Raw genomic sequence first — 25,629 nt, 5'->3', positions numbered from 1 at the left:
TCGTGCTTTGCGCATGGCGATCTCCTCCGGGGACATAATCAGTATGCCGGAAGATCTCTAAAAGTGAATGGTCCGGATTACCGGGATGCTTACAATGTCAGTAGTGGTTCCAGTGGAAGAAGCAACTAGCATATTTTCAACATCTTCATCATCAAAAACTAAAATTAACTTCCCATGTAAAATCCATTGTTCTCTTAATGTGGTTTCGCATCCGCGGTTATCTCCGCCTTTGCGAGTAAATATCATTCCAAACATTCCTGCACCATGAGATTTCAAATAATTTGCTATTTGAAGCACCTCATCCTTTTTGATTTTATTAGAGTAATTTTTTGCATCAACTACAATATAATCAGCTTTGTATTTACTGCGAAGAAATTCCCAAAATCCATCTTTGGCATAGTTTGATAATATAAAATCCCTTCTATTTGTCTTTAAGTAATCGCTGTTTTCAGGCATGGGGGGTTGCAGTGGAGGACAAAAGATCTCAGCAAGAATTTCACCTATCAGTTTTTGATATATAGACCACTCTTTCTTTCCAGGTGAGCATTTTTTAAGCCTGTCACTTAGATTTCGAATCTTAAAATCAGATTTTCTTTGGCCAATACTCCCAATCAGTAAGTTTAGATATGGGTTATTTGATTTTTCTATTTCACCACTAAATTCATTAAGTATATAATCAATATCCCAAGCAGAAATATTATGTTTTACAAGTCTTTCTTTTATTTTTCCTGGTATTCTCGAAGGGGTTGCAAATATTATTTTCGCACTAGGGTGTGTGCTGCTTATTGTTTCAAGTTCATCAATAACCTTATCTATATAAAATTCTGAAATGGCTCTTAATGATTTGCACTCTACAATTATTTCCTTTTTATCCTCACGAGATTCCGTCAATTCTGCGTAAATATCAACCTCGATCTTAATCTGATTACCTAGCTGTTTGTTTGTTTCAATATTCTTATATTTTGGGGAGTTATTTAAAAGGTCAACAAGCGCAGTTATGAACTCTCTTTCGTTGAGGATGGCCTGATCCAATCTAAAATGGCAGTTTGGACAAACTAGAATTAAATTTTCTTCTGTGCTTTCCCCACCAAAAGATTTAGGATAAATGTGGCTAATTTCCAGTCGCGTGTCTTCGTTTGATATGCCACATATTGCACATTTTCCGCTATATTTACTAAAAATCATTCTTTTAAGCTTTGTATTTATATTCCTTATTTCCATTGTCGTTTCCTTGCGAGATTTTATATTCATTTATGTAACACAATAGGCGCTTTCTAAATGAACTTTACACTTAGATAAATTATCACGCAAGATTCTTTAATCCACATATTCATCAGCACATAAGTGATAAAGCTATGGTTAAACCGAAGTTATTGGACAGCGCTAACTGGCCAACTCCCCTTTAGCCAATGTAAGGCGGACTTAACAACGTCAGCTCCTGGCACAAAGCTGCATGTCAGATTAGGTTTGGCCCTATGTCGTAGTTGTGTCAGGTCAAAGATGAGCTAATACAAATTATCAGTATCTTTCTGAAGCGTCTGAAGGCGTTGTTCCAGGCTGTCTAGTCTTTCTTCAATACCATGACTTTGCTGCTCAATATCTTCCAGTGTTTCTGACAGAACATCACGCATTAGCATAAAATTTGCCTGTAGAGCATAGACAAAATCGCTGCCGCGAGTCAGTAATGCTTCGCGTGGTATGTCCTGCAAAGCGGAATGCGTCATCCATGTGACCAGTGCTTTGGCGCTCATTTCAGTCAGTACGTCAGCAAGTCGGTAAGTTTCTCTGTTCATTCTGGAGTCCTGTCTGTTCTGATGTTGGGTGAGTATTTCGAGGGGAATTATTTCAGGCCGTTGCGCTGCTGGTGGGCGGGTTGGGGCAGTTGGTTATACAGAAGAACTATATGCAGTGGCCTACATCGAGCTGTTGCAGCTCGTCGAGCGTGTAGATGCGGAAGACATGCCGGTGGCGGGTTTCCAGCGGGATGTGCTGATGGTTAACGATGACGTGCCTGATACTGTCAAACAGCCGTTCAAGACCGCGCTTTTTCTGCGGGTCCGGCACGATATAAAAAACGTAAATCCAGTCTTTACGTGTCCGCGCCAGCAAATGGCTGGCGATGATCGACTGGTAACGGGCTTTGGTTTTCAGACGGCGCTCGGTCTCAATGGCAATCACGGTGCCGCCGGGCAGGGTGATCAGCCCGTCCGGGCGATGACCGACCTGATACCGGCTGAGGAAGGTTGTGCGGTCGCCATTTATCCACCCGGATGCGCCTTTTTGCTCAAGGATGATCCGGGCTGCCTGATTATCAAGGTGATGCTCCAGCGTCCAGCCGGTGATTTTTGAAGGCTCAAACCGTGCCGGGAAAAGCGTATCGTTTGGGGTTAACACAACGGCCAGTCCGTCACTGGTTATGCCCCATAATGAAATTTTCATGGTGCGCGATACCAGGACGTGCTTTTGTATTAAGCCCATGCCCTCGACTTTTGAAAGCAGGGAATATAGCGATTTATGATCCCTGAAGCCGAATAGCAGCATCAGCGTTTTAAAGTCACTGTACGTTTCTTCTTTCAGGAAATTCAGCAGTCGTTGTATTTTTTCGCGGTGTCGCGTCTGGCGTTCGCGGTATGCGGTGATAAGCATCACTCCCCCTTTAAAAATCCATCAATGATGGGTTTTCCTCTTTATCGGCGTTCGGTGTTGTTGTGTCTTCTTCGTCCGTATTATCAAAAAAAAGATCGGGCTGCGTTATGGTGATATCCGGCGTTGGTGCCGTTCCGGGGGAGGTTTCCTCCTCGCTAAAATCCAGGGCGATGTTTACCGTTGCGGCGGTGGCGGCAATCGCGGGCGACACGGCACAGATCTCCAGTTCGCGTTTTTTCACCCTGATGGGCGAAATCAGCGAAGCAGAGGGGAGTGCTTTTGTCGTGAAGATGAAGCTGACAAAATCGGGTAGGTTCAGGATCATATTGCTGTCGGTAAAGAAACGCTCGGCCTGCCTGATGGTGCGTTCACTGTCGATAGTCTCTGTCAGCACGGCGTCGGTTTTCGCTTTGCGGACCTCATCATCGACTAATATGGTGCCTGACATCCTGGCTACCCATTCAGCGGTGTCCGGATCCATGACACGATAAACCAGTTTGAATTTAGCGTTCTCAACGACAGCGCCGACAACGGCGTCACCTTTCAAATCTGCCGGACAGTCTTTTAAATCGGCAATCGACTGATGGTCCATAATAATATGCACGCCTTTATCGCGTGCCGCGCCTAAACCCTCCAGCGCGGGCCTGGATAAATGGTATTTCAGTTCGGAAAGATAAATAGCAATGGCGCGGGGCACGTTTTTCACTCGCTCGCGCCTTTCTGCCAGCTGGTACAGGCGAACCAGCAACATACGTTGAGCGGTAATGATTTTGCTGTTGCGCATTGAGCCAATCACATAACAGCAACCGCCTTCCTCAAATATCGTATTAAGCGAAAATCCTGTCGGCGCATTGATGGCATTGAGCAAGGCAAGCTCTTCAATTTTCCCGAAAAAGGCTTTTATCTTATCTGCAATACCCTGAACGTAGTCGCCGTTATAAACATCCCGAATGGTTGAGGCAGTATTACGGGTGACAAATTGTGCGGCTATCCGTGCCGCTTTCCGATCGTCAATCCGATAAAAGTCAGATTCCTGACCTTTCTCTGCCAGGCTGAACCCGGCAACAAAAAGCTCTTCCAGTTCATCGGCGGTGATCTCTTCAATCAGGTTTAACTGGTATTGGGGTTTACGCAGGTCAATCAGGGCAAAAGGTTTGCCTGCATCCTCACAGGCCTTGCGGTAAAGGTGGGGTGCCCATTCATCATCCTTCGGGTCCATCACAAATACGCCTTCACCAGCCAGAATACTTTGATAAAGTAATATCCCGGTGGCAACCCCTTTACCGGCGCCGGTGGTGCCGATAATATCCGCGTGTTGTTTTTGCCAGTCTTTTAATGGCAGGTACATCGGCTGAATATCGCGGTCCATACCGATAAAAATACCCTTGTTGAGGTCGATATAATCCAGCGGGTTATAATGCAGTGTTTCCGGCAGCAGTGATTTTACCGTGCGGACATCGGTGCGCAATTCCCGTTCAAGCGTTGTCTTTCTGACGAGGCGTTTCTTTATTCTGTCTAATTCAGGGGTTAATACCCTGCGCAGCAGAATATGCAAAATAAAACCCGTTACGGTAAAGGCAATCAGTACCGGCCATGCCAGAACGGGAATGCTGGCGACTACACGGCCTTTATAAAGCCACTGGAAAATCCAGATAACAACCGGGGCCATCGTACCGGAAAGAAAACACAGCATGGAAAAAGCAATAATCAGCTTTTGCCACAACGGGGCTTTTTGCCGTTCATCGCTTTTCATCGACGCGAAAAACGGCATCGTCAGCCCCGATAACAGCGCCAGCATCAGCTGATGCTGTTGCATAAAAGCAATGAAGCTCAGCGCGCCATTCACTATCGGCGACAGTGAAACGGCCAGCTTATTCAAAATCACGATGCCTCCTACGTCAGCTATTCGCCCCATGACATCGCCCCATCAGTTCGCCCCACGGTGTCGGGCGAAAAGGCGGGGCGAGCGTCAGGGACGAAGAAAGTGGTCTCGTTGCGGCCATATGCAGGGAAGCATGCTTTCCTGCATTAAACTGCGTGCGCCAGTTCATGCGGGCTGGACGCCCTTATTGCCTGCCACATGGGGGTAATGTCGTGGCTGGACGCCGCACCAAAACTCCCCAGGGTCAAAGGCGGCACACCGTCGCCCGCTACGCGCGACCACCCCCTTTAAGACGGTCGCTTTCGCCTTTTTCTTCCCTTTGCTCGTTCCTCGCAGCGGGAATAAAAGGGAAGCTGACCTTTAAAGAGGGTGGTCGCGCCACGCTACCGGCTTTTGGCCGGAGACTTAGCCACGACGGTGTGCGGGGCGATGCCCCCCAAATAAATCGCTGTCGTGGGCGACAGCTTTTCGCTCGCTGGGGCGGCGAAATTTATTCGGCTCCCCCCGGCCGGCAAAATCCGCGTGGGCGCGGCTGTTTGCCGGTGAGGCGCGGTGCCTGAACTATTTTCGCTCCTTAACCCGCGAAAATAATTCTGTCCGCTGCCTCATTTTTACGGCCCGCATTTCTTCACTCCTTAATCCGCGAAAAATGTGCTGGGCCGTAAAAACCTGAAAACCGCCACGCCTCAAGCCGGACTCGGCTGAAATATTCCGCTGTCGTTTGAGAGCTGAGAATAAAATAATAGCAGGGGTTAATATTGGCTCTCGCGGATTTCCCTGATGATGTCGGAATAACACTGACGACTTTCTTTAATGCTGGTTTCATCCAGCGTAAATCCTCGCCGGTTAGCTTCCTCTGTCAGCGTTATTCTGTCGGTGGCGTTCAGCGTTTGCAGTAATTGCAATAACCTGCAGATAACCCGGTAGTGATAAAATTCATAATAAAGGCCGCATCCGTGCATCGCCTCATTTTCAATGTGCTCAATAACACGGGCTGCGCGCATGGAATCCCCGCGCTGATGTGTCCAGGGATGCTGAATAAAACCCGGTTTGGTCATAAAGATAACCTCCGCTAATTAACCACGCATGCGGCCAAATTTACTGATAATCTGGCTAATAATTGCCGGGTCTGCCGAATCACACTCAAGTAAGAACGATTTTCTGGCATCGGCAGTGTGGTCCGGCAGAAAACCGTGCTTGTTCTTTTTGACGATATTAAAGAATGCACGTTCGGCCGAATGGCATTCATTGCCGCCGCCGTTCCCGGTGGCCTTACCGTACATGCATAACACCACTTCGCAGGTGTCAGCGGCCATGACGGAGGTTGAATATGACACCATAGCGCTGAGTAATAATGCGGAGGATATTGATTTTTTCATTTCGGTCACCTTCATATTTAAACGAGGATAGCGTATTTGGATATGTTATTTATTGGGGTCCTTTTCTGAATACACCTCTCATGCCATTGAGATGAAGGGGTTTAAAATAAATATCACTTATCCGGCGTATGTCACCGTGAATATCAATGCTGACTATCACATCAATGCTCTTAAGCACCTTGCGTAACAGCACCTCGAAAGGCATGTTCCGGCAGTCAGGGTTTTCATAGCAGCGGTCAATGAGCCCTTCAATACATTCTTCCGAGCTGCCCGCATGCAGGGAGGTCATCAGTCCCTCATGCCCGGAACCGACGATTTTCAGCGCATCCCAGGCTTCCTGCCCGCGAATTTCTGCCAGTAATATCCGGTCAGGGTTCATACGATAATTGGCACGTATCAGTCTGCCGGGCGTGACAATGGCATTATCCCCGGCATCCGCCGGATAAAAGAGATGGACATAATTGGTGTGGTGATAGAACCGGATTTCGGGATTATCCTCGATGGTGGTCAGCCTGAGGTGCCGGGGGATAGAGTGCAGCAGCGTTTTCATATAGGTGGTTTTACCGGATCCGGTTTCACCGACGATAAAAATCGTCTTGCCGTATTCCACCGCTTTTTCCATAAAACGGGAAATATCCCCACCTTGATAATAGCGGGTCAGCTCAACATCTTTGCCTTCCGTTCGCTCCTGACCGTTTACCCGGTTATAAAATCCCGCATCAATCCATGACTGATGCGTTTTCTGCCCGAATGAGGGTTTGCGCAGCGTAATAGACACGGTATTACGCTCACAGGCCGGGGGAATAATGACCTGAATGCGCTCGCCTGATTCAAGCGTGGCGGAAAGGATAGGCGAGGTGTCGTCGATATTATCGTCCTGCCAGGACGCCAGCGCTCTGGCAAAGGCGTAACACTGACGCAGCGTAATTGGGGCTTCATGTCTTCGCCATTCCCCCCGGATTTTGGTATGCAGTTCACCCGGCCGATTAACGGCAATTTCCGTCAGGCCGTCCTGCGCAATAAACTCACCAAACAGCTGGTTTTTCATAAAATCCAGCGACAGATTTTCAGCGTTCATACCACCTCTTTTTCAGTCGCAGCTGCCAGACGGATGAGAAATCAATGTCGGTGCCGGTCATGATCCCGATGACATCACCCTGATTCAGGTACAGGGTGGGCGGGATATTGATGCTGTTGTCCAGCGTCGTTTTCGCCATTTCCGCCGTGGCGGCGCGGGTGTTTTCGGTGTAGTCGGTATTGCGGTCTTTCCCCGGGGCAGCATCCGACGCCGCCGCTGCCACGTCCTGCACGGTACTGAGCATCAGGGCATTGCCGAAGCGCTCCCAGAAATGGTTGTCGATCCAACCTGAGATCCCCGCCTCGCCGAGCGGGCCGCTGGCCTGCGTATCAGTTAGTGGGATTTGCAGGCTGCCGGGCTCAGGCGTACGCAGCTCCGTCCACAGCACAAACATCCGGCTGCGTCCGTGTTGCAGCGCCCCGGTGCGGTAGATGCCACGGGCGACCGTTCCCGCCGGGATCAGCGTCACATGGTTGCTGGCGCTGTAAACATCTTCACTGACCAGGCAGGAAATATGCCCCCCGACATCGGACACGAAGCGCCACATCATCGAACACGGGATATAGCGGTCCACCGGGATATAGAGATCAGGATCGAGACCCAACCGTCTGACGCCGGTGACTCGGGCGACGCCCGGATTGTCGTTGTTACCCGTTTCCGGCGCGGCAGTCTCCGGGCAGCGCAGGTTGCCATCCTTTCCCCTTGACAGTACTGATGGACAGGATGTGTATGTCGTGGATGATGACGGACTGTTGGACGTTTCTGCGTTGCTACGCGTTTCACCCGGGGACGTGCGTGCATTATCACCCGGCATTGTTCGGGCGTTGTTCAGCCCGTCAGCCAGTGCGGCTGCCTTGTTCAGGGCGGGTGGGGCTGGTGGCAGGGTGGGTGCGGGAGTGACGGCCTGGCGGGCAGGGTCTGTTTCGTCCTGTGTATGCGGCCCGAACAGGCCAAACGGGTTACTGTCCATGCCCAGATTTTGACGCTCATGCAGCGTCTTCCCGGCGGAGGTCGGCGGCGCGGTGTCGGCTTCTTTCTGATTACCCCCTTTCAATGCACTGAAAAGACGATCGCCGCCGGATGCCAGGGCGATCACCAGCGCCAGACTCAGCAGGCTGACGGTCAGCGTGCGGCGACCGGATGCCTTACGAAAACGGGTCACTTCCGGCTGGCCGGGCGGTGTTTTCTGCTCCGGCTCCTGATACGCCATTGCCGCGCGGGCGCGTTCGCGGGCCTCCGCTTCCCGCTCTGCGGTGGTTTTTTCCGGTTCGTCCGGGACAGGTTTATCGGTCATTTCGCCTCCAGCGTAACGGACGGTGAAACAGTGTCGCTGCGGGTTATCGGGATGCGCCCGAATCCGTCGTTTTCGATCCCCACCACCGAGGTGCCGTAACGCAACACCAGTTGTGGCGCTGCCGGCACCGCCATCACGGTGTAATTACCCTGCTTAACTGTCCGGGGCGTGAGCGCCTGCTCCCGTCCGTTAACCACCCGGAAAACGGAAGGCAGGGTTCTGATGGGGGAAAAACCGATATATGCAAAACGACCATCATCCCAGGCAAAATCCGGTGCGATGGAGGCAGAACCGGCGGCTACCCGTTTGGTGTAGCGCCAGTTGCGTGGCGTGCTGGCCTGTCCGAATGCCGCTGCTATCTGCTGCTTCTCCTGTCTTTCACGCTGCAGCGTCTGACGGGCGGCGCTGGCGCTGGCGGCGGCGGATTGCTGGCGAACCTCGGCCGGATAGTGGTACCGGATAACGAACGCCTGCGCGGGGGAATCGTGGTCCAGCACGTTCAGCTCCAGGCTGTAATCACGCTTTGTGGTCACCACGAAGAGGTTGGTCTTCCAGTCCTTCGCCGTGGGCAGGAACACCTGGCTGACGTTGTTGCCGCTGGCGTCCGTCACCGGCTGGGTGATGGGGTTCGGGCTGACGCCCACCCGGTTATCACTTTTCGTCACCTTCCAGCCTTTGGGAAAACCCGCTTGCGCATCAATCACAGCTTCGTCGTCGTCAAACAGCAGCGTGGTGACGTAGCCGGGGCGGGTATTCACCACGGTGGCGTTCTGGCTGTTATACGATACGCTCTGCATCCGGCTGTCATAGCCGCTGCCACGCGGGGTGGCGGCACTCCATACCGCACATGATGCCAGTAAGCCCGTCAGGAACAGGATGTTTTTCAGCATCATTCGCTCCTCAGTTCTTTATCGCGCTGGTAGCTGGTGACGATAAAGCCCAGCGGGTTCACTTCACGCTGACTGTCCGTCAGTTGCTGATGCGGGACATAACGGTAAGTGAGGCGGATATTCCAGAAGTCCGTTTTCACTGAATTATCAGAAATACGGCGGAGGGTACGCTTGATACGCAGGGTTGCCAGGTTATCCGTTCCGGTGGCAGGCGCATGCACATTAGAAATAATGTCGATATAGACGACATATTCGGCTTTATTAAAAATAACGTCCGGAGCCTGGTCGCCGTTAAACCCGTCAAGATAATCCCGGTTCACGCTGTCGCTGTTAAATAACTGTACGTCGTCGTAATCACGCTGGAGGGATAAATAATTATACCCTTCGCGGAGTGTGACATAGTGTGCCGCCAGTGAATGGGCCAGCGCTTTTTCAGACGCAATATCCCGCTCTTTAATGCGGGTCATATACTCATAACGACCGGTTTGTTTATCCACCGACCACAATTCAATGTCAGTGGTTTTCATCGGCAGCAGAATAATCATGGCCGCGATCGCCAGTGCAGCCAGAATCAGCCCGGCAGCGGCCACCCGCCAGGCAGTTTTGCGGGAACGCTCTTCCTTTTCCAGCAGGATGGATTCAAAAGAGCGCGAGACATTAATGATGTGCTGGATATCAGACATGGTGAGTCAGCTCCTGGATCATGGCGGGGGAATTAACCGGCTGGAGATCGCCGGACACCGGCGGGAGGTCGCCCTGATGCTGCGCGCAGCCCGTAAGCGCACACAGCACCAGAAGCAAGATGCTGAATTTCATGGAAGCCTCTTATCGGATAAATGCAGGAAAGCCGCACCGCTGGCAGAGCCCACGGCGTGACGGGGGAATGAGATTAGCGGTCGGGAGGATTAACGGTGACGCTGCTGATTCTGGCGTTTCATGCTTTCAATGGCGGTGGCACGTTTCTGCCAGGCGCTCACGGTTTTACCCGCACCTGCGGCAATGAACCTGCCGGTTGTCGCTGCTGCGGCCATGCCACCTTTGGCGGTCAGTCGGCCCCCGGCCTTTATGCCGGGTCTGGCGATGTCAGCAGATTTGCTCGCCAGCCCGCTCAGTCCGCTTATGGCTGCACCCTGTAACACGGCCTGCACGGCGGCACCGCTCAGCGTAGTGGCTATTTTCGCTGAAAAATACACCACGATGCCTGCTGCAATCCCGGCCAGCAAACATTGCGCCGCCAGGGTCACCATATTGCTTTCAGCAGACGTTGCTGTGGCGGCATCCAGTATTTTATTCAGGTAGTTGATGGCGATCCGGACAGACAGGGCAGAGAACATGACCGTTAAGATTGCGGTAAATATTGTTTTCAGCCAGTTATCAAACATGGGTTTAAGAAAACCGTACAGCAGGCAGAAAATAAAGAGTGGGGCGGTGGTGGTCATTAACAGAATGGTGATTTCGGCGAGCAGATTGACAAAGGTTGCAGTGAGTAACAGAACGATTGCACCGGCCCAGACCAACACCTCGGCAAAGCCGCCATTCACTTTAACGTAGGTGGAGGTATCGAGATTAAACAGCGTTTGCCCCAGCGCTTGTGCCTTTTCCCACACCGTGTCGAGCAGCGCCCAGACATTATCATCGCCACTGATGCCGTCTTTAAGCCCTTCAATGGCCGCAATGATGGCATCCAGCCAGCCATCGCGGTTTAAAACAAAGGTGGTGATCAGCAACATGCGGCCCACATCCCAGACAACATCCTCAACCGGTGTCTGGAGTTTGCCGCCAAGGGTCTGATACCCGCGATACGTAATAAATAGGGTGAAGGAACTGACGATAATCACACTGATTAGGGTGCCGTAGGTAGAAGACTGACCTTCTAACACGGCATTGAGTCCATCCATGATGTTTTTGTCCATACCAACAAAAATACCACCGGACATGGTGCCTCTCATTAGTCAGGAACAGACAGGGGATAAAAACAGGAAAGGACCCCTGTTTTTGTTGGTGGGAATATTACTGAGTGACGGATTTTCTTTTTTGGGCTTCCTGCTGAAACAGCGTCTCGAATTTTTCCCTGATGCCGGGTTTGCCTGTCTGGGCAAACATGAGTGCTGCCCGGTGCGCAAACTCGCAGTTGTCGCTTGCCTCGCCATCCCTGAGGCATTGCGTATAGACCTTATAGGTTTCATCGGGATGTTCTTGATACCAGGCTTCTGATTTCGTCTCTTTACAACCGGATAAGACGAGAATGCCTGACATGACGTATAAGGTTAATACGGGTTTTAACATGTTAACCTCCCTATAGAGAGTTAAGATCGGCAACGGGCGCAGTTAATTGCTGTTGCTCAAAGGCCTTCTGTTTTTGCTGCTCCAGCAGCGTTGCTCGCTGTTCAGTCTGTTTGACTGACATCTCCCACTGGCTGGTCAGCGCATTCAATTGTACGCTTTTGGCCGCGATGGCGTTAGCCAGGTCCTGTGACTCTTTCGAATCCTGCGCATTAGCAATACGGTCTGATAAATCTGATATATCGCCGAGCGTGCCCGTGATCTTGTTTTCAACCTCGGACGTATTTTCTATTGCTACAGCCTGATTCAGGACCATCTGTTTGCAGCTGTCAAGATAGCGTTGTGAAGAGCTGGACGGGTTACAGGTATCGAACGTTTTATATTTGTTATACAAGCTATTAAGTTCAGACGAATATGACCCGCTTGGGTTGCTCAGCAGGTCATCCAGTGAAATACCGTTTTGACGAAGATTTTCAATATCGGTTTTCAGACTTTTGGCCTCGCGGAAAAATGCCTGAACGTCACGCACGCCCGTTGCCGTGGCTAATTGCTGCTTGTAGGCATCAAGTTCACTTCTATAGTGGGTAACGGTTTCCTGCCACTGCTGGAGTTTCTGGATCCACTGATTCATGGATTCGGTATTCTGTACGGCGTCGAATACCGGTATTCCGGCGCTCATCGCCTGGGTGGAAATACACAATGATAATGCCAGTATGATATTTCTGAACCGCATTATGATTACCTCCGTCAGGATTATTACAGGGCTTGTTCAAGGAAGGCGGCTTTCCAGTCATCAGGCTGCATTCCTTCCTGATACAGGGTGTCGAACAGTTTCAGGTTGTCCTCGCTGCCGCTCAGCATTTTGGTAAGTTTCCCGAGACCCGCTAAATCCATTTTCGCCATCGCCACAAAAGGCCGGGTTTCACCTGCTCGTAACGGCGTTTTCAGAACCACCATGTAGCGCTCCCCCGGATCGAGGTTTCTGACGATGTCGTACACGCTTTCAGGCACTTTCATCTTTTCCACGTAATCCGCCCGGCTGGCCTTCGGGTTGGCGAGAAAAATCTGCGTGCTGCACTGCTCGATAATTGCCGGAGCAATAGGGTGTTTGACGATTTCGTCAGGTGACTGGGTGGCGGGGACGAAGATGCCGTTCAGCTTGCGGATCACTTTCAGCATATTGAGCGAGAAGCGGGAAAATTCGACATCGGCCAGCCATTTCCAGAACTCGTCCATGAACATCACTAGCCGACGCCCGTCCAGCAGGCTGGTGACGCGGTAGAGCAGATAAAACGTGATGGGGCCGCGAATATCGTCATCATCGAGAAATTCCGTACCGTCGATACCCACGTTATCAACGTGGCTGATGTTGAAGGTGTCCTCCTCATTGTCGAATACCCAGCCGAACTCGCCGCCCTGCGCCCACTGTTTAAGGCGAATACGCAGCCCGTTGAGGCGGGCGTCGGTGGTGGGCGGCTCCGGCAGGACTTCCAGCAACCGGGTGATACCGAACTTGCGGTATTCGGGCGGGTAGTCGAGCATGATGGTATCTACGGCGGCACTGATCCGCTCCTCATCGCGCGGATCGAGCGGCTTGCCGTTGCGGCCGCACAGCATGCGCACCAGTCGTTTGATAAAGCTGATATTCCGCCGGGTTGGGGCAAGCGAAAACGGGTTAAACCCGGTGGGAGTGCCGGTACGGATACGGAAGTAGCGTCCGCCCATCTGGCGTATTGCCATCTCCGCCGCCCGGTCCTTGTCGAAATACACCGTAGTGAGCCGCTGGATTGTGGCTGAGGCGGAGAACGTCGCCGGATTGCGGTACTTCTGCATCAGTTGCTGCATGACGGTCATCAGCATCGTTTTCCCGGAGCCGGTTTTACCGATAATCGCTGTGTTACCCGGCGTTTTTTCGTTGAAGTCATCCCGCCCGCTCTGGCTGTCGTGCAGGTTCAGGTAATACCCGCCACCACCCGGTGATTTGAGTATGGCGATGGCGTCACCCCAGGGATTACCGCTCCGCTTGTGGGAATGAAAGTTGTGCAGGCTCGCCAGGTCGGCAAAGTTCTGGCTGCTGACGGCCACCAGACGGGGGCGCAGCGTATAGATACCCGGCAGTTGCGCCAGGTACGCAGCGGGCAGCGACAGCGTGGACAGCGTCGTCATGATGCCGAGGTCGGCGAAGGGTTGCGCCAGCGCGTTGGCATCCTTCACCACCTGCTCGGGGCTGTCTGAAGATACCAGCAGGGAAAAGTGGTATTTTCCGCAGGAGACATGCCCGGACTGGAGCAGATCACGCAACACAATCAGCTCTTCACGCTGTGAAATGGCGTCGTCATCCGCCGAAGTCAGGCGCTTTTCCGCCAGACGAATATGCTTCTGCGCCTCATCGCGGGCCATGCAGGTGAAGGACTGCGTCAGCACATACTCACTTTCGGCATACAGCAGCGCGTCCAGCAGGCCGGTCGCGGTTTCAGGCGAATAATCTTTGATTTCCAGACTGCGGAAAAAACGGAAGCCGCCGACCGTCTGGCACTCGGCGGTGTCGGTGGTAAAAAAGACATCCGGCGTGCTTAATGTTTCATAAAACGGCGCACGCGTGACCGCCACCTTTTGCCACTGGCCGGTGAGCAGGCGGTGATAAAAGGACAGCTGGGCGGAATACACCCGCCCGTTGCCTTCATACATCCCCAGTGGCGTCGCCGTATAGCGGGACAGCGCGGAAGCCAGTGCCTCCCGGTATTCCAGCATCACTTTCAGGGCATCATCCAGCACCGCTTTGCGTTTACCTGACGGCTGTGCCTTCATGGCCTTTTTCTCCAGCGGAGAGAAGGGCGCATAGCAGACGGTGAAAAACAGCCGGTGCCGCCAGAACGGCTTTTCGTTGATCGGCTGGGAATACAGCCGGGTCACTTCATCAGAAAAGGGAATACCTGAATTCGCGTCAAAGGCATCGTGGTACTTTTCCCGGATACGGTGAAGATAGAACGTGACCGGCAGGCCTTCATATGCACGAATCACGTTATTGAGATGCGTCGCCATTAAGGTCAGGTTATGTTCGTCCTCGCATTCAAAAACGGTGCCCTCCAGCTCCCAGCTGGCAACCAAATCACCCTGGCGGTTTCTGATGACGTGCGGGTGAATATGGGAGGAATACGGAATGTATTTATCCAGCGTAACGCGCTCGTTTAACTTCATCTTTTCAATAAACTCCGAGACGTCGACAGCGTCATAGCGGTTTGCCAGCAGGGCATTGGCACCAAAATGTTTATTGGTGCCAAACCGGCCACGGGTTTTAAAGGCCAGCCAGAGCAGGCCGAAATAGTGAATATCGGTTCTGGCCTTTGCCTTCATCTCCAGCCAGGCCGGAATAAGCAGTAATATCAGGTAATAGCTGACATAGACCGCCAGCAGGACGATGGCCCCGCTGACCATCACGAACGGCACGAGGGGAATGCCGGCTATGGCGGCAGGCCGCGTCAGCGCTTTGTTCAGCGTAGCCATCGTTACCTCCTTATGACGCCCAGTAGGCACCGAAACCTGACGCACCGACGATAAGGATGGCGCCAATGATGACGTTGCGCACGTCATGGAGGCTCTTGCCGTCAAACAAGACTTTGTATCCTACCCACATGGTGGCAAGCGTGATGGTGACGGCGGCCAGTCCGAGCAGGCCTGTGGAAGTGTTACTCAGCGTCTCATTGGCTTTATTAAATCCGCTGTCTGCTGCCAGCACCGGGCTTGCCATTAACAAGGAAGAGAGGACGGGCCAGTCATACTCTTTTCTTTTCATCATTGTTCCTCCTAGGGGCCGGGAATGGGTAACGCGCCGCGTATCACGGCATTGGGGTAGCGCAGGGATGCCAGTACTGGCGTGGCGTTATCGGTAAGCTCGCCACGCATGACGGCGGTGGGGTAATGGATTTCCGGCATGAGCTTTTCGGCGGGAGGTCGCTGCCGGTCTTCCTGCGTTGACGGCACGGCGTAGCCGATGCGCTGGATGTAGCTGGTCTGGTTAAACGCGGATTCGGGCTGTTGGCCGGTCGTGAAATTTCCTGAGTAGTAGCAACTGAGCGCACGCTTCAGGGAACCGCCGCGGTGGTAGCAGTCGGTGAGGATGCGCTCAAACACGGACAGGTTGGTACAGGGGGCAAGAAGGTCGCGGGCGCTCACGCGGTAATGACGGAAATTGGTGCTGGTGATTTGCATCAGCCCGACCGAATAGCGTCGGCCCTGTGCTGCCAGCCGTCCGGTGAGGCTGATGGCCTCATCCCTGCTCGTGGGAAAATGTGAAATCACGCCTTTGCCACTGGGCAGAATTTCAGCGATGGCATACGGATTCAAACCGGATTCGACCCGCGCCACATCAAGCGCCGTAGACGGGTGAATGCTGGGGGCGCACTGTATAGCCGCCGCCAGAAATACGGTGGTGGAAAGCATGATGGCCTCGGAATGGTAAACCGGGCAACGCGTACCGCCATCAGACGGCACAGGGCCGGGAAAAGGGGTAAGGGCGGTTAAATGGACTGAGTATCCTGTGTCGCGCCGCCGTCATCCCTTGGCTCAAGGAGCACCAGCTTTCCGGAAACGGCAATGCCGGGTGTCAGTACCATGTTCAGACCGGGTTTACCGTGATGGGCAAAAGCCACGCCGACTTTCGTCCACCAGGTGTTTTTTTCACCCAGTGGGTCGGGCTGACTTTCATGGGTGACAAATACGTGATAAATGGGTTTTCGCATGAGGCCTCCTCTAATAAAAACAACGATGAGTTAAATAAAGGTCACATCCCAATTCTGCATTCCGGTTTTAACGGGTCAGCGAGAACATTCAGCGGCACCCTGAATTGTGGTTATGTGACAGCCCGAACCTTATTTTTAAAGAGCAATACCCGACCTGGGGAAATTAACGACCATTCGGGCAACCATTCTGTAATGACGTTTTCAGGATCAGATATCCGGGGCGGTATATAAACGATAAATTCAAAGTTAAAATGAGAGAGATAAATTATCGGTGGAAGGGGTAAACTCTGCGAGATAAAATGAAGTGAAATAGTTAATAAAGACGACTGTGTATTTATAGCTAATGATAGAGACATGCAGGGGAAATATTCCTGCATGTCTCTGTGACCATTATTAACGTCTTCGACGTTCAAGTTTTTCCTGACATTCCGTGCAGGTGGTTATGCCCGGCAGTGCCTGCCGTCGCTTTTCAGGAATGGGCTTTCCGCATACACGGCAATGGAATAATGATGGTGTAGACCCTGGCTTAAAACGACTCTGTTCAATCATCTCTTCCAGTCGTTGCTCATTAAATTCCTGATCGCGGTCGATCTCATCCGGCATGTGTGGCCCTCCGGTCTGACGCCTCCTGTTCGCAAAGTGCGATACGCTTCCAGACGATGGTCAGTGATAACCCTTCGACTTTCGGCAGCAGGGTTTGCGTTACCTGCATCATGGCGGTCAGCGCATCAGTCGATTCCAGGTTGACCACCCGGCATTGTTGCCATTGCCGCCAGATGGCCGCATCCGTATCTTCGTCCGGCTCTGGTGTCCGGCCATAAGGCACACGGACGCCCAGTAGCCGGCGGCGAAGGCAAACTTCGTTGGAGGTGAGGCCAAAATACTTGTTGAGTAGCGCAATTGACCCCCCGAGCCGGATGGCATGATTGATACGTTGCTGCTGCAGAACCTCCTCACGGGATTTAGCCAGAAGGAGGTGTAATGCGTCGTGATGAACCGTCACAGCCAAAAACTGTGCAGACTCCCGACTGAGGATAAACAGCTCGTCTAGTGATAATTGGTTGAGGGCATTCATTTCGTCGAAAGTGAATCCCAGCGATTCACAGTAACGAATGTTGCCCTCCTTCAATGCATGCAGGGCATCGGTTAATACGGCGTAATTCAGTGACGGGATAATCATGGTATTTTCTCCCTTCAGCCTATTGAGCGGCGGACTAACTTAATATTGATCCATTCGTCAATTTCCGATTCGAGCCAGGCGACACTGGCCGGGCCAATCTTGATTGAACGGGGAAAGGTACCGTCCTTCATATACAGATAGATTTGAGAGCGCTTCAGGCCAGTTTTTTCTTCAACCTGTCTCAGTCGCAATAACTGATGTGATGTCATGATCTTCTCCTGAGTCGGAAATTAACGGGGCAGGCCCGGATAGGACAAAAAAACATAAGAAGGGTGAGGGAGGAAAGTTGCTAAGCCCGTATCACGGATGTCATTATCCTTAATACGGACTTATGTAATGACAGATAAATATCATATTATTTTGGTGGGAAAGAGGAGTAAGGAGAACCACGCTCCAGTGCGGTTTTTAGTGTGTCACCACTAAGATGATCGGTAATGCCGTCGGTTGATGCCCATTGTTCAAAGATGGAGAGTAGTTTATAAGGCTTGTTGATTAATGGACTTATGGTCTCATTATGCCTACAGGCGAGCCAGAACAGTCGGGATAGTGGTGTGGATATTCGTGTTGAAGATAGTTTGTTTTTACCGGGGGGGGTGATTATTTTTTCAAGCTCTGTATACCGGATGACAAAACATGCATCTTTTGGTAATTTATGGGCAGGGAGATAATCTTTATAAGGGGTTTTTTCTATATTACATAGGGTCGTGTTTTTATAAATTTTTTGCGCGATATTCCTAGATGGTCTACTTACTTGGTTTCTTATCTTTCCCGGCAATATCTTTTTTTCGAAAAGCTGAAATGTTTCTCCGAAAAGTGTCAATGTAATGCCATAATTATTCTTAGCCCCTATTGTAGGGGATGGTATTTTCAGAGAGTGCGCGAGTAATCTTTGTATAAGGACATATTCATAACCAAGTAATGTTGTATCAATGACTCTCTGTACAGGGGAGATGAAGGCACCCTCAGTACTAAAAGTTAAATTATTTCCGTTAAAAATGGATTTTTTATAAAACATCGGCAATTTTTGTGCCCAATGATTCCCTATTGGTTTTAATTTTAATTTTTTATTATGTGATTTAATTCTCCTTAATATAATAGGTGATGGAAAGTAGATAGATAGACTAATCCTTCCGTGTAATGCATGTTTGTAAATATCACTTTTATTTACTTTTTTGCCATTTATTCTTTTAAGAAAAATAATGGCTTCTTTGATGGTGACCCAATCAGAAGTTATGTTTATGGTTTGTAAGGCGGTAGGGCTATTTGGCATGATGTATCTCCTCCCACACATTGACTTTCAGAATGGGTTTTTTGTGTATTTGAACAGGTTTTTTAAATGTTTGTTGATGATGATGATGATGAGTAGTTCGAGGTGTTACGTTTTTAAGTTTATTTTAATAAACAGGGTCTAATAGTTGTGATGCTTGCTAATTAATTACCTGGAATTTAAGTTTTTTTTTCTACTTATTTATCGAAAATATTATGGTTTTATTTTTGTGTTTGCACGTATTGTTGTACATGATTTATTTTCTTGGCGAAAGTTAAGTAATGGGCCTTGGGTTTCCAAATTATTACTCCAGATAGACAAGTAATATACTTGCGCGAAATTTTTCCCTCTGGGGTTGGGTCTAACCATCCGCTATAAGCATTGCAAAGTTTCTCGAGTTCATCAATTTCACCAATGAGACCAGTGAAGCTTACGATAACAAGGCATAGCTTTGTTTTCATTTCAGATCCTCTTAGAGAGTATGTTAAGCACTAACCTTAGTATTAAACGAAGGGCTATCATTAGATCATCCGTCAGGCACCAATTTGTTGTATCGACGATTGTGCAACAATGCCATGCGATTGGATTGAACAGTTACAACGATACCGCAAATTTAGTGCCTGATACTGTAAATATGGCTGCTACATCATTAGCTTTGCTACTCTTCAATGATCTGAATATAACTATATGGATTGGAATCATGACCGCTACATTGTTATGCCAAGTTGCAGATATAATTACCCGACACACTAACCATGAGGGAGATATAAGTACTATGGTAGAGGGACTAGTTCTATCACGCCGCGCATCTTCTTCACCTGCTATTCATTCATCGCAGACACCAATGTTCGGGATTATTGTCCAGGGAAAAAAGCGCATACAACTTGGCGATGAGGTTCATCTGTATGGGGTTGGGGATTACTTGCTTGTTTCATTTAATGTTCCAGTCATTTCGTCAGTCATTGATGCAACTCAAGAGAATCCTTTGCTCGGGCTTGGTATTGAGATCTCATCAGAGGATCTCCATGACGTGCTTAGCCGTATCACAAATCCAGCTAACTCATATTTTATTAATCACTCAAGCTGCGTGACAATTGCTCATACAAGCCAAGAGCTTCTTTCTGCGACGTTGCGGTTAGTGCAATTACTCGATGCCCCTGATGATATTCAGGCCATAGCGCCACTTATAAAACAGGAAATCATCTATCGCCTTCTGATTGGACCGTGTGGGATAAGGCTGCTTGAATTAGCTAATGCAAATAGTCCCGGAAGTCGAATCGCTAAAGCGATCGAATGGCTGCGAAAGAATTACGCTCTCCAGTTGCGCATCAGCGAGTTAGCCGAACATATTGGTATGAGTGAATCATCTTTGCATCATCATTTCAAGGCGGTGGCCAGAATGACTCCAATGCAATATCAAAAGCAACTGCGCTTACAAGAAGCACGGCGATTAATTCAAATGGAACGCCGTGACATTGGTAGTGCCGGCTATAAGGTTGGTTACCAGAGCCGCTCACAATTCAGCCGTGAGTACAGGAGGCTTTATGGTCTGCCGCCTTACGAGGATGCTCGATTGCAAAGTCAGCTGCTGTCATAAATGGTACCTGAAATCGTAGGCTCTCAGAACAAACCGCGAATGGTTCATTTTTAGCTCCAATTATTGAGTTGGCCACTTAAGTTGTAAGTTGGTATTTCAGTAATCTATAAGGTCAGGATCCGACATTACTAACTGAGCGTTGTATCTAATCCTGGGGGCAGGTCAGTGATTGCGTCTTAAGTTGCCGATGCTGACCTGCCATCTTTAAAAATGTATCTATAAGTGCTAATTACAAAAATCTTCAATTTGCTCATTATGATTTATTACCCCAAAGTGGGTGTTGTCGAGAACGTCTTGACACTGCACACACGACGAAGTCCTTGACTATCCATCTAATAAAAGATAGCTTTTTAAATGAGTGACTGGGCAGTTATTTAATATATTACGGCCCAAGCATTCTCATACAGTTAGATTTTCACAAAGGTCGTGCTCAAACTATGAGAGGCGCAATTTATGAACAAGATTAAACTTGGTACTCAAGGGCTTGAGGTCTCGGTAATTGGCCTTGGGTGCATGAGCTTGAGTGGGCTCGGTGGTGGGACAGCTTATGGCGACCTTCGGAACTCTGATGGTGCTGCCCTGATACACAGGTACTTAGAACTTGGCGGTAATTTTCTCGATACCGCCGATATATATGGTGACTTACCACATGAAAATGAAGCTCTTGTCGGAAGTGCCATCAAAGGGAAACGAGATAAATTCGTTATCGCAACTAAGTTTGGATGGGAGATGGATAGTCATAATAAACCGACGGGCGCCATTAATGGCAGGCCCGAATACATTAAGGTGGCTGTCGAGCGTTCTCTTAAAAGTCTTGGCACTGACTACATTGATCTGTATTACCTACATCGTCGTGATAAGTCCGTCCCGATTGAAGAAACGGTGGGGGTGTTGGGGGATTTAGTCACTGCTGGAAAAATTCGACATATCGGACTTTGTGAGGTTTCTTCGGAGAATATCATAAAAGCACATGCGACGTTCCCACTCACCGCAGTACAAAGTGAATACTCCCTATTTGAACGGCGAGCTGAGAGTGTTGGTGTACTTGGTACGCTCAAAAGCTTGGGTATCGGATTTGTCGCCTACTCACCTTTAGGGAGGGGCTTTCTAACTGGTTCCATAAAAAAACCAGAAGATTTGCCTGAGAACGATTTTCGTCTGCATACGCCTCGCTTTCAAGGGGAGCAGTTTGCCAAAAATCTAGAGTTGGTTACAGCCATAGAGCGATTAGCGTTTGAAAAGGCGGTAGTTCCTTCTCAGCTTGCTTTAGCGTGGGTGAGGGCCCAAGGAATCGTTCCGATTCCAGGTACAAAACGCATCAAGTATCTTGAGCAAAACCTTGCAGCGGGAAATATTCAATTGACTAAGTCCGAACTCAGCAACCTTGAGTCGATTGTTCCCCTAGGAACCGAGACCGGAAATTCTTACAACGATGATGGAATGGCAGTTGGGGACTACTAAAAATAATGTAAGTCGATAAGCTAAGTGAGAAATATCATGTTACGTGTAGAGAAATATTCTATCACGTTACTTTCCTCGAATTGCAGGCCATCCGTAGCGGCTACTTTGATTCTTAAAGCAGCCGTTGCTCGCAATCGTCAAGGCTCTTCTCCTTAATGATGTTAGACATTATTATGTGCTGTGGGATCAGATAGGGTATAGAGCTCTGAATTACGCTTTGTGACAAAACCGAGTTTTAGGTTCGTACATCAACTGCAAGGTAGATTGAGTTATGGCAAGGCCCCTTAGTGAGGCAAAACGTATCGCATTGTTAGAAGCGGCAGTTGGCGAGATCGCATTCGATGGATTAGGTGCCGTGACGGCTAAAATTGCGAAGGCAGCTGGAGTTGCCAGTGGTACATTATTTGTATATTTTCCGACTAAGGATGATTTATTCAACCAGCTCTACATACACCTTAAGCAAGAAATCCTTAAGTGTGTGATGGAAGATTATCCGAAGGGCGCACCTGTAGAGGAACAATACCAACATTTTTGGAATCGATACATTGAGTGGGGATCTCATACACCAGAGAAGCTCAAGGTGCTTAGACAACTTACAGCTTCAGAAAAATTAACCTACGCTAGCCGCAGCGCTGCCTGGCAAGCCTTCAGTGATGTACATGACATGCTTACGGAGGGCTTTAACACTGGTGTTCTTCGCGAACAGCCTCTCGACTTTCTCGGTGGCGTGATGGATGCGATAGCTAGCTTGGTGCTTGAACGTATAGAGAGAGAGCCGAGAAAGATTGAGGAATATACTCTTCTTGGTTGGCAGGCATTTTGGGGAGCAATTTCACTTTCGCGAGTTGAATCCATTGAATAGACCCGTGTTTCGCGGGCTGACCAACGGCTTATGGCTGAAAGGTCGGGAATCTCAAAAAGTACTTGGAACTGAAACGGGTTTATTTATAAGTGGTTATGGCATGTGATCAAAAAATAAGATAATTTTCACATGTCATTTTTTGTGACTACATTATCCGTCGTAAATAAAAAGACAAGATAGCTGACTCTCTGTCTTTTTATTTTGTATTCATATTATTTACTATTAGCTATGCATTTACTATTGGTAGCAATGTTTTTCGCTGTGCGTAAATCCAGGGAGCGGTGTATCCCTCTCTGCTCGTGTCAAGATAATCGGACCACCATTGCATCATCGCTTTACGAGCATCCAAATACTCCGCTTTGTGAACATAAGCCGCACGAACACTGTTACGTTCTTGGTGGCTCATCTGTCGCTCTACTGCACCCTGAGACCAAAGGCCAGATTCCATAAGGGCGCTGCAGGCAATGGTGCGAAACCCGTGTCCACAGATTTCACTTTTCGTGTCATAACCCATTAAACGCAGCGCTTTGTTGACCGTGTTTTCGCACATTGGTTTATACGGATTATGCTCACCAGGGAATATCAGCACCTGATGCCCGGATATTGCCCGTAACTGTTTCAGAATGGCAATGGCCTGATGGGATAGGGGCACAATATGCGATGTGCGCATTTTTGCACCGCGTCCTGAATAGCGAACTCCTGGGATGGGTTCGCGGGTAGCGGGAATGGTCCAGATACTGTTTCTGAAATCGATCTCAGACCAACGGGCGAAACGCAGCTCACTGGAGCGTATAAACAGGTGGAGGGTAAGCAGAACCGCCAGCCGGGTGAGCTCCCGGCCTTGCTGATAGCCTTCGATATGCTCCAGCAGTTCCGGCAGTCGTTCCAGCGGAAGGGCCGGATAATGGCGCCTGACCGGCGGAGCCGTTACGCCGACCAGATTCAGCGCTGGATTGTTTTCTACCCATCCTTGCTGAACCGCGTAACGCATAATGTTACACAGGTGCTGCCGGGTGCGAGACGCGACTTCCAGCAGACCTTTTTCCTCAATACCTTTCAGTAGACCAGTGAAATGTCGGGTTTTCAGTTCCGTGATCGGCTGATTACTGATGTCTGTAAAAACGTGATTGTTCAGGTTTGCAAGAAGGCGGGAGGCATGGTTCTCCGACCAGGTTCTGTTGCTTTTATGCCAGCTCAACGCCACTGTCTTGAACGTCTTTGTTGGTGAATGCACTGCCCGTTCAGCCGCACGCTGTTGCGCCGGGTTGATATTCTGTGCCAGCAGTTTGCGGATGCCATCACGTTGTTGTCTAGCATCAGCCAGCGACACATCGGGATAAGCACCTAAACTTAGACGGGACTCTTTGCTGTCAATACGATATTTGAGATACCAGAGACGTGAACCGCTAGGATTGACCAAAAGATAGAGGCCATGAGAATCGGAAACTTTGAAGGGTTTAGCTGATGGTTTTAAGTTGCGGATTTTTGTGTAGTTAAGAGACATTTGGGGGTCACTCCGTCATCGAACTAACTTGACCCCATATCTGACCACCAAATTCTCCCGATGCAGAGGGTAAACTAAAAATGCATCGGGAAGAATTTTCACGCTAACTCATTGAATCTGAATCACATAAAGATTCGCAAAGAGGCATGAAAACAAGAATTTGGCTCCTCTGACTGGACTCGAACCAGTGACATACGGATTAACAGTCCGCCGTTCTACCGACTGAACTACAGAGGAATCGTGTGAACGGGGCGCATATTAACGGCGGTGCTCCACCTTGTCAAAGGCTGAATCATCGGAATGAGTTTGACTGCTGACAATTTCAGCAGTCTGCGGAGGTTCACCCACTTTTGCGCCGCTGCGCACCGCGATGGTGCAAATGTACCCCTTATGGGGCATATCGTAATCCGCTTACCGGGCAAAAAAATCCCCTGCAGCAATCGGAATCGCTTATTACGCGGCGTCCAGCGGCTTTTGCGCCGGGGATAATAAAACTGGCAAGTAAATTGCAGAACCTACTGTATCTCAACTGCCAGCGTTGGTACTGGCGTTCCTTACAGGAGGCAAAATGAACTTAAGACGACTGAAGTATTTTGTGAAAATCGTCGATATTGGCAGTCTGACTCAGGCAGCCGAAGTCCTGCATATCGCACAGCCCGCGCTGAGTCAGCAGGTTGCGACCCTGGAAGGTGAACTGGACCAGCAGCTGCTGATTCGCACTAAGCGAGGCGTCACGCCGACGGAAGCAGGGAAAATCCTTTATACCCACGCCCGGACCATTCTGCGCCAGTGCGAGCAGGCGCAGCTGGCGGTTAATAACGTGGGCCATATCCTCAGCGGCCAGGTCTCTATCGGGCTTGCGCCGGGAACCGCGGCATCCGCCATTACGATGCCGCTGCTGCAAACGGTCCGTAACGAGCTTCCTGAAGTGATGGTGTATCTGCAGGAGAGCAGCGGGACTATCCTTAACGATAAGCTGCTCAGCGGTCAGCTGGATATGGCGGTACTGTACGAGCGGTCGCCGGTTGCCGGTATCGTCAGCCAGCCGCTGCTGAAAGAGGACCTCTACCTGGTCGGTACCCGAGACTGTCCGGGGCAAAGCGTTGACCTGACGGCGGTCGCCGAGATGAATCTGTTCCTGCCCCGCGATTACAGCGCGGTGCGGGCGAGGGTCACCGAGGCCTTCACGCTGCGTCGTCTGTCGGCAAAAATCATCGGCGAAATCGAGTCGATTACCACCTTAACCGCGGCAATCGCCAGCGGAATGGGGGCCACCGTGCTGCCGGAATCCGCCGCTCGCTCGCTGTGTAGCGCCGCTAACGGCTGGATGGCGCGTATCAGCACGCCGTCAATGAGCCTGTCGCTATCGCTGAATATGTCTGCCAAGGGCAGTCTGTCGCCGCAGGCGCAGGCGGTGAAGGAAATTTTACTGTCGCTGGTGAGCCGCCCTTCGCTGGAGAACCGTGAGCTGCTGCTGGTAAGTTAGCGTATATTCCAGAATGGAATAAGTTGCTGGTTTTTATTATTTGTTAGCAAGGACAACAGACTTTAACAATAGAGCATATGT

27 protein-coding genes and 1 tRNA gene are annotated in these 25,629 nt (G+C 50.1%); 4 read left to right on the top strand and 24 right to left on the bottom strand.

Annotation, left to right across the window (positions count from 1 at the left end):
• Window positions 1-57: 57 nt before the first annotated feature.
• The 22 genes from M2416_RS21010 to M2416_RS20905 all read right to left on the bottom strand — a co-directional run bounded on the left by M2416_RS21010 (window position 58) and on the right by M2416_RS20905 (window position 19,099).
• Window positions 58-1,221: an HNH endonuclease gene (locus M2416_RS21010; RefSeq protein WP_259226484.1), complete on the bottom strand. Its 1,164-nt coding sequence runs from the start codon at window positions 1,219-1,221 to the stop codon at window positions 58-60.
• Window positions 1,222-1,505: 284 nt separating this feature from the next.
• The gene (locus tag M2416_RS21005; RefSeq protein ID WP_049264829.1) at window positions 1,506-1,793 is read right to left on the bottom strand and encodes a hypothetical protein; all 288 of its coding nucleotides are present in this window, start codon (window positions 1,791-1,793) and stop codon (window positions 1,506-1,508) included.
• A gap of 106 nt (window positions 1,794-1,899) precedes the next feature.
• Entirely contained in the window at window positions 1,900-2,646 is a 747-nt protein-coding gene (gene mobC, locus M2416_RS21000) for a MobC family replication-relaxation protein (protein WP_259226483.1), read from the bottom strand.
• Between the two features lie 10 nt (window positions 2,647-2,656).
• A complete protein-coding gene (locus M2416_RS20995; protein WP_259226482.1) occupies window positions 2,657-4,531 on the bottom strand; it encodes a type IV secretory system conjugative DNA transfer family protein in 1,875 nt (624 codons plus the stop codon).
• 749 nt (window positions 4,532-5,280) lie between these two features.
• Complete coding sequence (locus tag M2416_RS20990) at window positions 5,281-5,586, bottom strand: hypothetical protein (protein ID WP_259226481.1); 306 nt, start codon at window positions 5,584-5,586, stop codon at window positions 5,281-5,283.
• 18 nt (window positions 5,587-5,604) lie between these two features.
• Window positions 5,605-5,907 (bottom strand): TrbM/KikA/MpfK family conjugal transfer protein, encoded by a 303-nt coding sequence (locus M2416_RS20985; protein WP_259226480.1) that lies wholly within the window; start codon window positions 5,905-5,907, stop codon window positions 5,605-5,607.
• A gap of 49 nt (window positions 5,908-5,956) precedes the next feature.
• Complete coding sequence (gene virB11 / locus M2416_RS20980; RefSeq protein WP_259226479.1) at window positions 5,957-6,985, bottom strand: P-type DNA transfer ATPase VirB11; 1,029 nt, start codon at window positions 6,983-6,985, stop codon at window positions 5,957-5,959.
• On the bottom strand, window positions 6,975-8,279 hold the full coding sequence (gene virB10, locus M2416_RS20975; RefSeq protein WP_259226478.1) for a VirB10/TraB/TrbI family type IV secretion system protein: 1,305 nt from the start codon (window positions 8,277-8,279) through the stop codon (window positions 6,975-6,977). Before virB10 ends, virB11 begins: the two co-directional genes overlap by 11 nt.
• Window positions 8,276-9,169, bottom strand: a complete 894-nt coding sequence (gene virB9, locus M2416_RS20970; protein WP_374761801.1) for a P-type conjugative transfer protein VirB9 — start codon at window positions 9,167-9,169, stop codon at window positions 8,276-8,278. The genes virB10 and virB9 overlap by 4 nt, the downstream gene beginning before the upstream one ends.
• Complete coding sequence (locus M2416_RS20965) at window positions 9,169-9,852, bottom strand: VirB8 family type IV secretion system protein (protein ID WP_259226476.1); 684 nt, start codon at window positions 9,850-9,852, stop codon at window positions 9,169-9,171. The genes virB9 and M2416_RS20965 overlap by 1 nt, the downstream gene beginning before the upstream one ends.
• Before the next feature lie 222 nt (window positions 9,853-10,074).
• Window positions 10,075-11,106: a TrbL/VirB6 family protein gene (locus M2416_RS20960; RefSeq protein WP_259226475.1), complete on the bottom strand. Its 1,032-nt coding sequence runs from the start codon at window positions 11,104-11,106 to the stop codon at window positions 10,075-10,077.
• 73 nt (window positions 11,107-11,179) lie between these two features.
• Window positions 11,180-11,455, bottom strand: a complete 276-nt coding sequence (locus tag M2416_RS20955; RefSeq protein WP_259226474.1) for an EexN family lipoprotein — start codon at window positions 11,453-11,455, stop codon at window positions 11,180-11,182.
• Between the two features lie 10 nt (window positions 11,456-11,465).
• A complete protein-coding gene (locus M2416_RS20950) occupies window positions 11,466-12,185 on the bottom strand; it encodes a TrbJ/VirB5 family protein (protein WP_259226473.1) in 720 nt (239 codons plus the stop codon).
• 23 nt (window positions 12,186-12,208) lie between these two features.
• Window positions 12,209-14,956: a VirB4 family type IV secretion/conjugal transfer ATPase gene (locus tag M2416_RS20945; RefSeq protein WP_259226472.1), complete on the bottom strand. Its 2,748-nt coding sequence runs from the start codon at window positions 14,954-14,956 to the stop codon at window positions 12,209-12,211.
• A 10-nt stretch (window positions 14,957-14,966) separates the two neighbouring features.
• Window positions 14,967-15,245: a TrbC/VirB2 family protein gene (locus M2416_RS20940; protein ID WP_049112398.1), complete on the bottom strand. Its 279-nt coding sequence runs from the start codon at window positions 15,243-15,245 to the stop codon at window positions 14,967-14,969.
• Between the two features lie 11 nt (window positions 15,246-15,256).
• Window positions 15,257-15,892 (bottom strand): lytic transglycosylase domain-containing protein, encoded by a 636-nt coding sequence (locus M2416_RS20935; protein WP_259226471.1) that lies wholly within the window; start codon window positions 15,890-15,892, stop codon window positions 15,257-15,259.
• 77 nt (window positions 15,893-15,969) lie between these two features.
• Window positions 15,970-16,191 (bottom strand): hypothetical protein, encoded by a 222-nt coding sequence (locus M2416_RS20930; protein ID WP_259226470.1) that lies wholly within the window; start codon window positions 16,189-16,191, stop codon window positions 15,970-15,972.
• A 393-nt stretch (window positions 16,192-16,584) separates the two neighbouring features.
• Complete coding sequence (locus tag M2416_RS20925; protein WP_032693551.1) at window positions 16,585-16,794, bottom strand: TraR/DksA family transcriptional regulator; 210 nt, start codon at window positions 16,792-16,794, stop codon at window positions 16,585-16,587.
• On the bottom strand, window positions 16,784-17,371 hold the full coding sequence (locus M2416_RS20920) for a DUF2857 domain-containing protein (protein WP_259226469.1): 588 nt from the start codon (window positions 17,369-17,371) through the stop codon (window positions 16,784-16,786). Before M2416_RS20920 ends, M2416_RS20925 begins: the two co-directional genes overlap by 11 nt.
• A 14-nt stretch (window positions 17,372-17,385) precedes the next feature.
• On the bottom strand, window positions 17,386-17,580 hold the full coding sequence (locus M2416_RS20915) for an AlpA family transcriptional regulator (protein ID WP_259226468.1): 195 nt from the start codon (window positions 17,578-17,580) through the stop codon (window positions 17,386-17,388).
• Between the two features lie 146 nt (window positions 17,581-17,726).
• Window positions 17,727-18,641 (bottom strand): hypothetical protein, encoded by a 915-nt coding sequence (locus M2416_RS20910; RefSeq protein ID WP_259226467.1) that lies wholly within the window; start codon window positions 18,639-18,641, stop codon window positions 17,727-17,729.
• 218 nt (window positions 18,642-18,859) lie between these two features.
• The gene (locus M2416_RS20905) at window positions 18,860-19,099 is read right to left on the bottom strand and encodes a hypothetical protein (protein WP_259226466.1); all 240 of its coding nucleotides are present in this window, start codon (window positions 19,097-19,099) and stop codon (window positions 18,860-18,862) included.
• A gap of 239 nt (window positions 19,100-19,338) precedes the next feature.
• Between M2416_RS20905 and M2416_RS20900 the strand changes: the two genes are divergently transcribed.
• The 3 genes from M2416_RS20900 to M2416_RS20890 all read left to right on the top strand — a co-directional run bounded on the left by M2416_RS20900 (window position 19,339) and on the right by M2416_RS20890 (window position 22,558).
• On the top strand, window positions 19,339-20,235 hold the full coding sequence (locus M2416_RS20900; RefSeq protein ID WP_259226465.1) for an AraC family transcriptional regulator: 897 nt from the start codon (window positions 19,339-19,341) through the stop codon (window positions 20,233-20,235).
• 453 nt (window positions 20,236-20,688) lie between these two features.
• Window positions 20,689-21,696 carry an aldo/keto reductase gene (locus M2416_RS20895; protein ID WP_259226464.1) on the top strand — a complete coding sequence of 336 codons (1,008 nt, stop codon included), beginning with the start codon at window positions 20,689-20,691 and terminating at the stop codon, window positions 21,694-21,696.
• A 271-nt stretch (window positions 21,697-21,967) separates the two neighbouring features.
• A complete protein-coding gene (locus M2416_RS20890; RefSeq protein WP_259226463.1) occupies window positions 21,968-22,558 on the top strand; it encodes a TetR/AcrR family transcriptional regulator in 591 nt (196 codons plus the stop codon).
• Between the two features lie 226 nt (window positions 22,559-22,784).
• Here the strand turns inward: M2416_RS20890 and M2416_RS20885 are convergent, their stop codons facing one another.
• Entirely contained in the window at window positions 22,785-24,062 is a 1,278-nt protein-coding gene (locus M2416_RS20885; RefSeq protein WP_259226462.1) for a tyrosine-type recombinase/integrase, read from the bottom strand.
• A 161-nt stretch (window positions 24,063-24,223) separates the two neighbouring features.
• Window positions 24,224-24,299 (bottom strand) — tRNA-Asn (locus tag M2416_RS20880).
• 331 nt (window positions 24,300-24,630) lie between these two features.
• On the opposite strand from M2416_RS20880, the gene nac reads away from it, so the two are divergent.
• The gene (nac, locus tag M2416_RS20875; RefSeq protein ID WP_041146297.1) at window positions 24,631-25,548 is read left to right on the top strand and encodes a nitrogen assimilation transcriptional regulator NAC; all 918 of its coding nucleotides are present in this window, start codon (window positions 24,631-24,633) and stop codon (window positions 25,546-25,548) included.
• The last annotated feature ends 81 nt before the right edge of the window (window positions 25,549-25,629 follow it).

This window comes from Klebsiella sp. BIGb0132 (assembly GCF_024810075.1).
Lineage (GTDB): Bacteria > Pseudomonadota > Gammaproteobacteria > Enterobacterales > Enterobacteriaceae > Klebsiella > Klebsiella terrigena.
This window is presented reverse-complemented; position numbering and strand designations above follow the sequence as displayed.

What these genes read in the sequence shown, in the direction of transcription:
- M2416_RS21005 (WP_049264829.1), bottom strand. Translation starts at nt 1,793, where the DNA reads ATGAACAGAGAAACTTACCGACTTGCTGACGTACTGACTGAAATGAGC.
- M2416_RS20930 (WP_259226470.1), bottom strand. Translation starts at nt 16,191, where the DNA reads ATGCGAAAACCCATTTATCACGTATTTGTCACCCATGAAAGTCAGCCC.
- mobC (WP_259226483.1), bottom strand. Translation starts at nt 2,646, where the DNA reads ATGCTTATCACCGCATACCGCGAACGCCAGACGCGACACCGCGAAAAA.
- M2416_RS21010 (WP_259226484.1), bottom strand. Translation starts at nt 1,221, where the DNA reads ATGGAAATAAGGAATATAAATACAAAGCTTAAAAGAATGATTTTTAGT.
- M2416_RS20950 (WP_259226473.1), bottom strand. Translation starts at nt 12,185, where the DNA reads ATGCGGTTCAGAAATATCATACTGGCATTATCATTGTGTATTTCCACC.
- M2416_RS20990 (WP_259226481.1), bottom strand. Translation starts at nt 5,586, where the DNA reads ATGACCAAACCGGGTTTTATTCAGCATCCCTGGACACATCAGCGCGGG.
- virB11 (WP_259226479.1), bottom strand. Translation starts at nt 6,985, where the DNA reads ATGAACGCTGAAAATCTGTCGCTGGATTTTATGAAAAACCAGCTGTTT.
- M2416_RS20905 (WP_259226466.1), bottom strand. Translation starts at nt 19,099, where the DNA reads ATGAAAACAAAGCTATGCCTTGTTATCGTAAGCTTCACTGGTCTCATT.
- M2416_RS20895 (WP_259226464.1), top strand. Translation starts at nt 20,689, where the DNA reads ATGAACAAGATTAAACTTGGTACTCAAGGGCTTGAGGTCTCGGTAATT.
- M2416_RS20890 (WP_259226463.1), top strand. Translation starts at nt 21,968, where the DNA reads ATGGCAAGGCCCCTTAGTGAGGCAAAACGTATCGCATTGTTAGAAGCG.
- M2416_RS20885 (WP_259226462.1), bottom strand. Translation starts at nt 24,062, where the DNA reads ATGTCTCTTAACTACACAAAAATCCGCAACTTAAAACCATCAGCTAAA.
- M2416_RS20960 (WP_259226475.1), bottom strand. Translation starts at nt 11,106, where the DNA reads ATGTCCGGTGGTATTTTTGTTGGTATGGACAAAAACATCATGGATGGA.
- virB9 (WP_374761801.1), bottom strand. Translation starts at nt 9,169, where the DNA reads ATGCTGAAAAACATCCTGTTCCTGACGGGCTTACTGGCATCATGTGCG.
- M2416_RS20940 (WP_049112398.1), bottom strand. Translation starts at nt 15,245, where the DNA reads ATGAAAAGAAAAGAGTATGACTGGCCCGTCCTCTCTTCCTTGTTAATG.
- M2416_RS20900 (WP_259226465.1), top strand. Translation starts at nt 19,339, where the DNA reads ATGACCGCTACATTGTTATGCCAAGTTGCAGATATAATTACCCGACAC.
- M2416_RS20955 (WP_259226474.1), bottom strand. Translation starts at nt 11,455, where the DNA reads ATGTTAAAACCCGTATTAACCTTATACGTCATGTCAGGCATTCTCGTC.
- M2416_RS20925 (WP_032693551.1), bottom strand. Translation starts at nt 16,794, where the DNA reads ATGCCGGATGAGATCGACCGCGATCAGGAATTTAATGAGCAACGACTG.
- M2416_RS20985 (WP_259226480.1), bottom strand. Translation starts at nt 5,907, where the DNA reads ATGAAAAAATCAATATCCTCCGCATTATTACTCAGCGCTATGGTGTCA.
- nac (WP_041146297.1), top strand. Translation starts at nt 24,631, where the DNA reads ATGAACTTAAGACGACTGAAGTATTTTGTGAAAATCGTCGATATTGGC.
- M2416_RS20935 (WP_259226471.1), bottom strand. Translation starts at nt 15,892, where the DNA reads ATGCTTTCCACCACCGTATTTCTGGCGGCGGCTATACAGTGCGCCCCC.
- M2416_RS20915 (WP_259226468.1), bottom strand. Translation starts at nt 17,580, where the DNA reads ATGACATCACATCAGTTATTGCGACTGAGACAGGTTGAAGAAAAAACT.
- M2416_RS20910 (WP_259226467.1), bottom strand. Translation starts at nt 18,641, where the DNA reads ATGCCAAATAGCCCTACCGCCTTACAAACCATAAACATAACTTCTGAT.
- M2416_RS20965 (WP_259226476.1), bottom strand. Translation starts at nt 9,852, where the DNA reads ATGTCTGATATCCAGCACATCATTAATGTCTCGCGCTCTTTTGAATCC.
- virB10 (WP_259226478.1), bottom strand. Translation starts at nt 8,279, where the DNA reads ATGACCGATAAACCTGTCCCGGACGAACCGGAAAAAACCACCGCAGAG.
- M2416_RS20945 (WP_259226472.1), bottom strand. Translation starts at nt 14,956, where the DNA reads ATGGCTACGCTGAACAAAGCGCTGACGCGGCCTGCCGCCATAGCCGGC.
- M2416_RS20920 (WP_259226469.1), bottom strand. Translation starts at nt 17,371, where the DNA reads ATGATTATCCCGTCACTGAATTACGCCGTATTAACCGATGCCCTGCAT.